Consider the following 12,001-nt stretch of genomic DNA (forward strand, 5'->3'; position numbering starts at 1 on the left):
CTGTGTTTGAAATGTTCGTAGAGGTTTATTCGTTTAAATGTTTGTAGATACGACAGAACGTGCGTTTCAGAGGATACTTTGGGAATCAAAGACTGTTTATTAAAAAATCCATGTTGCTTGACGCCACATTTCATCCCAAAGATAGAAGGAATAGATTTCTGTAATCAAGCTTATAAGTATGCAAATAAATGCGTTGGTTTGTTTGAAGATGATTGAAACAAATAAGATTAATGCGGGGAGATCGTATTTGTAGATATCAAGAAGCAATTGCTCATGCCCCATTATGTTGGAGTTACTTATCATTAATATGACAATTGTTACTACAAAATAGAAGATGCCTATGAATATGCCAACAATCAACATGGATAAGTAGTCTAGAGTTTTCATTTGAAGGCAGGAAGGAGGAATGTCGCGTTGCGTCCAATTCAGTTGCAGATGTCCGGGCTTCAGAGTTATCGGGAATTGCAGACGATCAATTTTGGCCAATTAGTGGATGCGGGTGTTTTTGGTATTTTCGGGCCGACAGGCAGTGGGAAATCATCCATTCTGGATGCTATTACCTTAGCTTTGTATGGCAAGGTCGAGAGAGCCAGTGGCGGTACACAAGCGATTATGAATCATGCGGAACAAACGTTGTTTGTTTCCTTTACGTTTGAACTGACGAATGCGGCAGGGACTGAACGATACCATGTGGAGAGACAATTTAAACGTGGTACGGAAATGTCGATTAACGGGACCATTACGCGGCTTTTACATATCAAAGAAGGCGAAACCGTTGTGCTCGCGGATAAAGCTGGCGAGGTAAATCAGCAGGTACAGCATATTTTGGGACTTTCCATGCAGGATTTCACGAGAGCGGTTGTGCTTCCTCAAGGCAAGTTTGCTGAGTTTCTTACGTTAACCGGCAAAGATCGCAGACAAATGCTGCAGCGGCTTTTCCATCTGGAACAATATGGGGATCACTTGAGCGCTAAAGTGAGTTCCAAGGTGAAGGAAACGGACAGCGCTGTAAAGCAGCTTGCAGCGGAGCAGCAGGGGCTTGGGGACGCGTCGGAGCAAGCGCTGCAAGAAGCGAAGGAAAAGCTTTTGCAGGCGGAAGCGGAAGAGGTTCGAAGTCGAATTCAGTTGGAACAGCAGGAAATAAAAGCTGAGGAGCTTAAGCAAGTTTTTCAGTGGCAGCAGGATAAAGAACAGCTTGAAGCGGAATCGAAAAAACAGCAGGAGCAAGAAGATCAGGTTCGTGAGAAAGAGCTGCTGCTGCTCAAAGCCGAGCAAGCGGATCGAGTCAAACCGTATCTCGAACAATTTGGTTTGGCAGCTAGCGGGGTTCAAACCACGCAGATACAGCTTGAACAAGCTTCGAAGAGCCAGCATGCCGCAGAAACAGCTCATGAGGCGGCTGCTCATAAATCAGAACAAGCCCAGCTACACTTGGCACAGCAGGAAGGACCTCTTTTGCTGCGGTTGGATCAACTCGAACAAGCGCTTGTGATTGGGCAGGAATTGGATCAGGTCCAGCTGCAAATTCAAGCTGCTCAGCAGCAAGAAGCGGGAGTGAAGTCGAAGCTCACGCTGCTGCAGGCAGAAGTTTCCAAAAGTGCGGATACGAAGCAAAAGGCGATCCTAAAGCAATCGGATCTCAAAGAGCAGCTAAAGCAAGTCGAGACGAACGCAGCGTCCAGGCAATTGCTGCATTCGGCTGTTCAAGATAAGAAGGCGATTGAGCAACTGCAAGGTCAGGAGCTGGAAGCTAGGAAGACGAAAACGGAAAAAGCGGACGTTTATACAGCTGTTGAGCATAATCAGCGTCTTTTAGCCTCCAAAAGGCAAGCGATCCAAACGAAGCTATTTGAATGGTTGAAGCAATCTGCGGATTTAGGAACAGCAATACGAAGGAATCAACTAACGCTAACCGCATTCATTCCCAATTTGCAGCTTGGCATTGATCGCGAGAAGAAGCGTTGGAAGCTGGAAGAAAGGCACGCTTTAGCGGCTATTTTGGCTAATGATCTTCATGATGGCGAACAATGTCCGGTCTGTGGTGCAATTGAACATCCTTATAAAAAAGATCAAGCTGCACGCGGTACAGCAGCTCCTGCGCAGGATTCGGAATCTGCGGAAGAAAGAATTCGCCAAGGAGAAGAGCTTCTTCAGCTCGCCAAAGAAAAGCAATTCTCGCACAATCAATTGTTTCGTCGATTGGAGACAGCTGCGCAGCAGGCTGTGGAATTAGCGGAAGAGCATGATTCGCTTGCTTGGCAGCAAGCGGCTGTCAGCGATGATTCTCTTGCAGCGATGAGTATTCAAGAGCTTGATGAAGCAAGCAGCATGGATGATTTGTTTACCCAGTGGCATAAAACGGAAATATTTGCTGCGGATTATCGTTCATTTGAAGAGTTGGAGCGTGCTTTTCAGAGTTTGCTGAAGGAGCAAACGTTAACTGAACAACAAGTGGTACAAGCAGCAGTGCAGCAGGAGGCAGCGGCCAGCTTATTGACGGAGGCGACGAACAAGCTGACGCAGCTTGAGTTCTCGCGAAGCGAGCAGTTGAAGCTTTGGCAGCAGCGATATGCTGAGCTTGCATGGGAGGCTGTTGAGCAGCAGCTTGAGCAGCTTCTTGCGAATGAACGACTGGCGGAGGAGCTGCGCAGCCGCATCGAGAAAAGCATTCCATTCATGGACGAGCTGAATGGGAAGCTGGAGGAGCTCCAGCGTGCCGTTCTGGAGCAGGATCGCACTGCCCTGCAGCTGCACGAGCGGCTGCAGGGTCTGGCGCAGCTCGCCGCTGATAAGTCGCGGCAGCTCGCTTTGCGCGCGCCCGGCGCGGCTGTGCCGCAGCTCATCGCGGAGGCGACCTCCGCGCTTGCGCAGCTGCGGCAGCTCGCGCAGACGACCAAGCTCGCGCACGCTGAAGCTCAGCGCGAGCAGCTCTTGGCGGCGCAGCGCTTCAGCGCCGCCGCCGAAGCCGCTGCCGCTGCGGCGCGGCAGCAGACCCAGACCGAGCGCGCGCTGCACAGCGCGCTGGCCGAGAACGGCTTCGCGTCGCGCGAAGCCGCCGAAGCTGCGGTGCTGGCGCCTGAGCAGCGCCGCTTGTGGGCCCAGCTCGCGGCGGAGCACCGCGAGCGCGAGCAGGCGCTGCGCGCCCAGCTGGCGCAGCTGGCAGCGAAGCTGCAAGGCCGCGTGCTGAGCGCGGACGAGTGGGCGCTCGCGCAAGCGCAGCTGAGCGCTGCGAAAGCAAGCGCCGCGGCCGCGCTAGAAGCGCGGGCACAAGCGGCGCAAGGCGCAAGCGAGCTTGCTGCGCGGCATGCACGCTGGTGCGAGCTTGAATCGCGGCGTGCAGAGCAGGCAGCGCAGCTGGAACGGCTTGGCAAATTGCAAGCCGTCCTCAAAGCCAATGCGTTCGTCGAGTATCTAGCCGAAGAGCAGCTCATGCAGGTCAGCCGGGCAGCTTCCGAGCGGCTGGGGGAATTAACACGTCGACGTTATGCCATTGAAGTCGACTCGGGTGGCGGCTTTGTCATCCGGGATGACGCCAATGGAGGCGTGAAGCGTCCGGTCAGCACGTTGTCGGGCGGAGAAACCTTCCTGACCTCGCTGGCTTTGGCGCTCGCCCTCTCGGCGCAGATTCAGCTGAAAGGGGAATACCCGCTGGAATTCTTCTTCTTGGATGAAGGCTTCGGTACGCTTGATCAGGATCTTCTGGATATGGTGATTGGAGCGTTGGAGAAGCTTCATATGGACAGCTTGGCCGTAGGCGTAATTTCCCACGTGCCGGAACTGAGAGCGCGGTTGACACGCAAATTAATTGTACATCCTGCTGAACCATCCGGTCGCGGCAGCCGTATTGTTCTTGAAGAATTGTAGTAGACTGGCGGTTTTTCCGTCTGTTTCTCGCAAATTCCTGCGATTATGCATCCTTTTCGCCCTGGTAACATGCAAAATGGTGAAAAGCCTGCGATTGTGCATCCTTTTGTGGCCTTTTTTCCATTCCAGGATGAAAAAGCTCAAAAAGCCTGCATAATCGCAGGCTTTTCATGTTTTTACTCTCATTTGATCGAAAAGCCTGCATTTTCGCAGGCTTTCTTTCCAAATTTGGTGGAATCCTATATCGTAGTGGCAAGGTCACTACGCCGCACGCAGCTTTGCATCAGCCCCTTTTTTGCTGCCTGCACTCAGCTTTAGGTGAACACATCAAGCCAACTCGTACAAGTTGGCATAAACTGCTACATCTTTCCGGAAAAGGAGAATGTAGATGGCTACCTTTCAAGAGGCTCTTAAGCAGAAGAACAGGATTTCCCCTGTTTTACTGAAAAGAGCAGGAGTTACAGCGGTTGGTGTGGGTTATGCGGATCCTCAGAAGCCGGCATTGGGAGCGGGAGTAATTGTGTATACCCACCAGAAGATCATACCTTCCAGTCTCACTAGTTTAAAAGGCGTGTTAACCAAAGCGGGTACGTCGGTTCCTGTGCGTTTTGTGCATGCAGGCAAATTCAACGCTCATGCCTCATCTTCAAATGCGAAAGGCAGTAAAGCGACTTCGTTCACTGGCAGAGTTCGTCCAGTTCCGGGGGGCGTAAGTGTTGGGAAATTAAATCCCGATGCGACAGGGACGGCAGGTCTAATTGTAATCAAAAATAATCAGCTCTACGTTCTGAGCAATAACCACGTGTTAATCAACAATAATTCATCGGCTTTTTCAGCGACAGTGCAACCAGGTGCGGCTGATGGAGGTACTGGCAGCAGGGACACAATTGGACGGGCTTTTCAATTCGTGAGACTTGTTCCAGGAGGCGTGAATTTTCAGGATTCGGCGATTGCTCTCCCGAATTCAAACAGTTTATTGAATCCTCGCTACCAGATAAGCTCATCTGGCCAATTGATTACAGTTCCTGGGCATTTGCTCAGCTATCCGGTTGGCTTGCAAGTTATGAAATCAGGACGGACAACTGGCTTTGTTAGAGGAACGGTAGAAGCCAATAATGCGGATATTCGCGTTTCCTATGGAGGAACACTGGGCACACTGCTGTTCCGAAATCAGTCCATCATTCTCGGCAATAATGGACCCGTATCACTTCCGGGTGATTCTGGTTCCGTTTGGCTTCGGGCTAGTGACCGATTTGCCGCTGCGCTTAATTTTGCTGGCACTGCTGATGGGAAACGTTCGATTAGCAATCCGATTGGCATCATCATGTCGACTTATGGAATTCGTGTGGCTATTCCGGCTGCGAATAATACAGTTAGAAGCGGGTCCATTCGCGGGATTGCTCCAATCGGCAATCATGCTTACGTACAGCCGTTGACAGAGCAGCAAAGAAAACGGATGCGCGCCGTTTATGTCAAAGCCAGATAACCGCAGGGTTATTGCTAAACCAGTGAGCCCAGAGCTCATTGGTTTTATTTGTTTTAGGCCCCAAGTGCTACTTTCCTGCCTTTAAGACGTATCTAGTTAAAGACAGAGCACGCAAAACAGCGGGAAATGGGGCGATTGGCTTGAAAACGATAAGAAAAAGAGTAGCGATTTTAACATTGGTAGCAGGTTTTATAGCTGCTAGTCTTGCAAGCTCACCGGCACCTGCCCACGCAGATGTGGTTTGGGATCATTGGCAAAAAGCGGAATCACTGAGTTCCAGTGGGGATAAAGGCGGGGCTGTTCCGCATTGGGTATTTCTGGCCGATCATTATGCGAGTACAGGGGAATGGGAAAACGCTGCGCTATTCTGTGGGAAGTTGGACGCCTACTATGATGCTCTAGGAGATTACGATCAAGCGATTTATTATTATGAATTGGAGAACACCTACTGGGTAAAAGCGGGACGAGACTGGGGCGCCGTAAAGCTGCAGCGTGCAGATCAAATCCGCACAACGGTTGAATTATATAAGCAAGAGCGCAATCAGTCGGAACTAAAGCAATCAGCGCTGCCGGAAAATGGTCAATTGGCTAAGTTTGAACCTGCCTATGGCACGTATTTAGGCATGTATTCCGAGCAAGATCCTAAAGTAGGCAACTTATTTAGTAAAACGGAGTCTGTTTACGGTAAAAAGCATGCGATTTATTTGGCTTATGCGCATTGGGGACAAAGCTTTCCGTCGACCTATGCCAAACGCGCCAAAGAGGCAGGGGGAGCGTTGCAAATCGCTTGGGAACCCGACGATGGTCTAGATCCCGTATCAGACGGTGCTTATATACGGAAATGGGCGCAGGATGCCAAGGCTGCGGGAATTCCGATCTTCTTGCGCTTTGCCGGAGAAATGAATGGCGCTTGGGTTAAGTGGCACGGTGATCCTGCCCAATACATAGCCAAATTCCGCATGCTGCATGATGTATTCGCAGAGGAGGCTTCGAATGTCGCGATGGTGTGGAGCCCGGGAGATGTGCCAGCGAATGATATTGATCCCTATTATCCGGGAGATGCTTATGTCGATTGGGTTGGCGTTAGCTTATACATCGAACCCTATGAAAATGGAGATCCGTCTTTGCCCTCCATGCTTCCAACTAGCAGCGTAGAAAGATTGACAAGGCTTTACAACACGTATTCGGATCGTAAGCCATTAATGCTTAGTGAAACGGGAGTCCCGCATTATTCACATGCGGCACAGGAAGATTTCACGGAGTGGGCTAAACTGAATCTTCAACGGTTGTATGAAATTATGCCTTATAAGTATCCGAGATTAAAAGCGATCACTTATTTTAATGTGGATCAGCAAATGGAAAATGCCAAAAATGATTACTCCTTGTCTGACTCTTCAGAGATTCAGGCGTATTACCGGCAAATGATTGCGAATCCCTACTTGTTATCCAAGGTTGCCGATGCAGCGAAGCCTGCAGATGGCGTAGGTTATGTGCCTGTGGATGCCAATCATCAATCTTTCACGAAACAGACGAAGTTCATTCCTTTTGTGAAAATACCCGAGGTGTACATTGGTAAAATTGCTTATGTTCTGAATGGACGTGTAATTGCAACGCAGTCGGAGCTGCCTTACGGTCTGACGCTGCGAGCCGGAGAGGTTCCTGAAGGTTCTGTGCTGCAGCTCAAGGTTTACAACCGAGCAGGCACGCAAGTTGCCTTGCGTACGTTCGGTATCTCATCGCAAGTATCTGTTGAGATTAACGGAAAAGAGCAGCAATTCGAGCAAGCCCCTGTGATCAGGAATGGTTCCACGTTAACGCCTTTACGTGCTATTTTTGAAGCAATGGGGGCGAAAGTTGAATACGAAGCCGCAACGAAGACAGTTACGGCACACAAAGGCAGCACGACCGTTCGCCTGACAATAGGTCAGAAAACGGTTTATGTGAATGGCAAGCCAAGCGAGCTGGAGGAGCCTGCACAGCTGGTGAACGGCTATACGCTAGCTCCCGCCAGGTTTGTAGGGGAAACCTTTGGCGGGCAGGTCGCTTGGGACGGCTCAAGCAGGACGGTAACGATTGCAACAAAGTAGGAAATGAAAAAGCTGATCTATCTTCTGACAAGCTGTCAGGCGATGGGGCAGCTTTTTTTGTGCTCAGTCAGTTAACTTCCGTTAACCCCCTTAATTGATAGGCTTCATAGTGCTTTTATCACCACAAAACGGGTTTGAGGCTCATTTATGTATAGACATTAATTATAATTTAGTTAAACGCATAACTGATAAATGAATTTAATGGCAAAAAGATAGCGTTATCATATTGTAAAATAGGCTATTTCGTTCTATAATTCAGTTAAACGTGTAACTAAAGAGGGGAACTCATGAAAAAACCAACGATTAAAGATGTTGCTAAAGTCGCAGGCGTTTCCGCAGCCGCAGTTTCCTACGCCTTGAACGGCAGAACGGATAAAGTTTCAAATGAAACGATTGAACGAATTAAGGGGATTATCGAAACGTTGAACTACAAGCCGGATTTCTCGGCGAGAAGCTTGGTTAAGAACCAATCCAAACTTATTGGCATCGTCATTCCACAGACGGAATCTCACAAACAGCTCATTCTTGAAAACCCTTTCTACAGCGAAATGATCAGTGGCATTGAGGGCAAGCTGCGGGAGTACGGTTATCATCTGCTGCTATCCGGCGTGAATCAAGGTGAAAGCTATCTGGATTTGTCCATTCAACGCAATTTGGATGGCGCCATTATGATGGGGATTTATCCGGAACAATTTTATGACGGTTTTAAGAAGATCAATATCCCGATTGTACTCATCGACAGCTATATTAACGATAATTATTTTAAGCGCATTGGCATTGATGATGAGTATGGCGGTTATTTGGCTACGAAGTATCTCATTGACAAGGGACATTCCAACATCGGTTTGGTGACGGGGGCCATTCGCAAGGATGGGGTCGTGGAGAAGCGATTCCTCGGATATAAGCGAGCGATTCGCGAAGCGAATTTTTTCTACAATCCGGATTACGTGTTCGAAGAATCGATGAGCTATGAGCATGGGATGGCAGCCGGTCAATTAATCGCGAAGAAATTTCCTGAGATTACCGCCGTGTTTGCAACAGGGGATATGGTGGCATTTGGGGCGATAAGGAGCTTGGTGGATCAAGGGAAAAAGGTTCCCGAGGATATATCCGTCATTGGTTTTGATGATATTACGATGTCCAAAATGTTCATTCCTCCGCTAACCACGATTCGTCAAAACATTACGGAAAAGGGTGCGATTGCAGCTGAACATCTCATCAACATGATTCAAGGCGGCGTGGAACAAGAGGCGAATGAAATTATGCTGCCGCTAACGATTGTGGAGAGAGCTACTGTCAAGGTCAAGGAATAACCATCACCCCGGGATAACGGAAAAGGAGAACGTCATGGTCGGACAAAACAAACTATCCAAATTGGTTGTTATTATCGGATTTTTACTTCCCAGCTTAGCGGGGTTGCTGCTCTTCCAACTCGTCCCGATGCTTTCGTCGGCGGTCATCAGCTTCACGAATTGGGATTTGCTGACCCCGGCGAAGTTTGTTGGCTTCGATAATTATACAGAAGCTTTGCAAGATGAGAAAACGCTTACATCGCTGCTTAATATTATTCAGTACATTATCGGATATTTACCGTCCGTGCTCATTTTCGGCGTATTATTCGCCGTCTTGCTGAATAGAAAGCTCAGAGGGATAAAGCTGTACCGCATGTTCATCTTCGTGCCGGTCATTACGTCTTGGGTAGCCGTTTCCATCGTATGGCGCTGGTTGTTGAACGGGCAAAACGGGCTGATCAATTATTTGTTGTCGCTCGTCGGCATACAAGGGCCCGTCTGGCTGCAGGATTTTGTTTGGGCAATGCCCTCCATCATCGCAGTGAGTGTATGGAAGGATATCGGCTACGTGACGGTCATTCTTCTCGCCGGGCTGCAGGATATCTCCGAGGATTACTATGAAGCGGCGACGATTGACGGTGCGGGCGGCTTTCAGCAGTTTATCCGTGTAACATTGCCGCTGCTTACGCCAAGTATTTTCTTCGTGCTGGTCATCTCGCTTATTAATGGGTTTCAGCTTTTCGATCAGGTTCTTGTCATGACAGGCGGCGGTCCGGCAGGACAAACGAGCACGCTAGTGCAGCAAATTTATGGGAACGCCTTCCAAAGCTATAAAATGGGCTTCGCCTCAGCGCAGTCATGGATCTTGTTCGTCATTATTTTCATCGTCACTATTTTTCAGCAGAAGCTTCAGAAAAGGTGGGTTACCTATGACAGATAAATATTTGCCGTATCGGAACCTGCTTTCACATCTTATTTTGATTGTGGCAGCTATCGTTCTTATGTTTCCCTTTGTATGGATGCTATCCGGTTCCTTCAAGGATAATCTGGAAGTCGTCAGAATGCCTCCGAATCTCATTCCTGATACGTTTAAATTCAGCAATTATGTGGAGATTACCAAATTCTTTCCGATCTATCGCTTTTTGGGGAACAGCGTGGCCGTATCCATCATCACAACAGCAGCACAAATTGTTGTATGCGCGATGGCCGCATTTGTATTTGCCAAAATTCCTTTTCGAGGCAGAGAAACGCTGTTCGTGCTATATCTTATTACGATGATGATCCCGATGCAGGTCACAATGACACCGCTTTTTATCGTGTTTCAAAAGCTGCATTTGACCAATACGTATTTGGGTCTCATTTTACCAGGCATCTTCAGCGCTTACGGGACTTTCTTGCTCAGACAGCATATCATGACGATTCCCGATCCGTTGATCGAAGCGGCCAGAATGGACGGAGCTTCCTATCTCAGAGTATTCATGAGCATCATTTTACCGTTAAGCAAACCTGCTTTAGCGACGCTTGCGATCTTCGCTTTCATGGCGTCATGGAACAATTTCCTGTGGCCGCTCATTATTACAAGCGATAAGGAGTTAATGACTCTTCCGATTGGACTCAGTAAACTGCAGGGCAGATGGGCGACAGAATGGAACATTTTGATGGCGGGCAATGTGATCAGCTTTATACCGATTTTTATCGTATTTCTATTTGCTTCCAGATACTTTATTAAGGGAATGACGATGAGTGGTGTGAAAGGATAATGAGAGGGGTGATGTAAGTCGTTAATCGTTAGGTGAACGAAAGCGATTGAGCCGAAGGATAAAAGGAAGAAAATTCAAGTAGAAGAGAGGGTTTATTCCATGGTTACCACAAAAACAGGATGGGTCGTCGCGTTAGGTGTGGTTGTGTCTCTTGCAGCTACAGGATGTGGATCGGATACGAAACCGCAAGCAGCTTCATCGGCAACGCCAAAACAAGAGCCAACCGCTGCGGCAACGCCAGAGACAAAGAAAGAATCCGTAACACTCAAATTCATGCAGTATACGGCTAGCGGTTCACAAGAACAAACACTAGGCGATATGGTCAAAGCGTTTGAGTCGGCAAATCCGGACATTAAGGTCAAGGTGGATATCGTCGACTATAACAACTACTACACGAAGCTCAATACACAGCTTGCATCGGGGGATGCGCCTGACGTATTTGAGGTCGGTTACGAAAACTTTGTCTCTTATGCGGCCAAAAATACGTTAAAAGACTTGACGCCGATCATTGCGAAGGACACGACGTTCAAGCCGGAAATCTACAAAGGGCTCGCCTATGACTCTTTCAAGTACCAAAACAAGCAATATGGCGTCGTAGAGTCTTTTTCGGACGTAGTTCTTTTCTATAATAAGGACTTGTTTGACAAAAAGCAAGTTGAGTACCCGAAGGCGGATTGGACGTGGAAGCAGGAACTTGAAGCCGCTCAGAAGCTGACAGATGCCAAAAGCGGGGTATGGGGAACTTACGCGCCGATCCAATTCTATGAGTTCTACAAAACAATTGCTCAGAACGGCGGGGGCATCTGGAGCGCAGATGGCAAGCCTACTGTGAACAGCAAAGAAAATATTGAAGCTTTGAACTGGATGCTTGATAAAGCTAAGAAATATAAAGTATCTCCGGCGTTAAATGATGACACGTTCAATCAACCGGATGCCGATTTGAATGCGTTCAAAGCTGGGAAGATTGCGATGCTTCGCGGTGGCATTTGGAACTTTGGACGCTTTGCGGATGCGCCTTTCAAATGGGACATTGCGCTTGAGCCAGGCAATACGAAGAAAGCTCATCACTTCTTCGCGGATGGTCTGGTTGTGTCGGATAAGTCCAAAAATGCCGATGCGGCATGGAAATTTATCAAATTCATGTCCTCTGATCCTTCTGTAGTCAGCAAACGCATTGAAAAGGGCTGGAGTGTGCCGGCAGTCTCTGACGAAAAAGTGATGGATGCATATTTCAAACAAACGCCTCCGGAATCGAAGAAAATCGTTCTCGAAGCTTTGAATTCCCTCGTATTGACGCCTGTAGGGCCAATTCCGGACAAATGGAATGATTTGACGAAGGCGATCGGCGATGAGCTCGATAAAGCCAAATTAAAATCCGATTATACGGCGGAGAAGGCATTAAATGAAGCGCAGGCTAAAATTGAGAAGCTGGTAGCGAAATAGCAAAATACTGACAATCAGTCAGCAGGAAGAAGGGGCATTGTTGCGGCAAGGGCCCCTTTCTTTTTAACA

At 48.4% G+C, this 12,001-nt stretch carries 7 protein-coding genes; all 7 read left to right on the forward strand.

Annotation, left to right across the window (positions count from 1 at the left end):
* Positions 1-414: 414 nt before the first annotated feature.
* The 7 genes from HQN90_RS04430 to HQN90_RS04460 all read left to right on the forward strand — a co-directional run bounded on the left by HQN90_RS04430 (position 415) and on the right by HQN90_RS04460 (position 11,932).
* Positions 415-3,864 (forward strand): SbcC/MukB-like Walker B domain-containing protein, encoded by a 3,450-nt coding sequence (locus HQN90_RS04430; protein WP_173216659.1) that lies wholly within the window; start codon positions 415-417, stop codon positions 3,862-3,864.
* A gap of 388 nt (positions 3,865-4,252) precedes the next feature.
* Positions 4,253-5,350, forward strand: a complete 1,098-nt coding sequence (locus HQN90_RS04435; protein ID WP_246362074.1) for a S1 family peptidase — start codon at positions 4,253-4,255, stop codon at positions 5,348-5,350.
* 140 nt (positions 5,351-5,490) lie between these two features.
* A complete protein-coding gene (locus HQN90_RS04440) occupies positions 5,491-7,437 on the forward strand; it encodes a stalk domain-containing protein (protein WP_216855202.1) in 1,947 nt (648 codons plus the stop codon).
* Between the two features lie 287 nt (positions 7,438-7,724).
* Positions 7,725-8,750 (forward strand): LacI family DNA-binding transcriptional regulator, encoded by a 1,026-nt coding sequence (locus HQN90_RS04445; protein ID WP_079411675.1) that lies wholly within the window; start codon positions 7,725-7,727, stop codon positions 8,748-8,750.
* Between the two features lie 34 nt (positions 8,751-8,784).
* Positions 8,785-9,669: a carbohydrate ABC transporter permease gene (locus HQN90_RS04450; protein ID WP_079411673.1), complete on the forward strand. Its 885-nt coding sequence runs from the start codon at positions 8,785-8,787 to the stop codon at positions 9,667-9,669.
* Positions 9,659-10,489, forward strand: a complete 831-nt coding sequence (locus HQN90_RS04455; protein ID WP_173216660.1) for a carbohydrate ABC transporter permease — start codon at positions 9,659-9,661, stop codon at positions 10,487-10,489. The genes HQN90_RS04450 and HQN90_RS04455 overlap by 11 nt, the downstream gene beginning before the upstream one ends.
* A gap of 99 nt (positions 10,490-10,588) precedes the next feature.
* Entirely contained in the window at positions 10,589-11,932 is a 1,344-nt protein-coding gene (locus tag HQN90_RS04460) for an ABC transporter substrate-binding protein (protein WP_173216661.1), read from the forward strand.
* Positions 11,933-12,001: the final 69 nt, after the last annotated feature.

This window comes from Paenibacillus alba, assembly GCF_013204855.1.
In the GTDB taxonomy this organism is placed as follows: Bacteria; Bacillota; Bacilli; order Paenibacillales; family NBRC-103111; genus Paenibacillus_E; species Paenibacillus_E alba.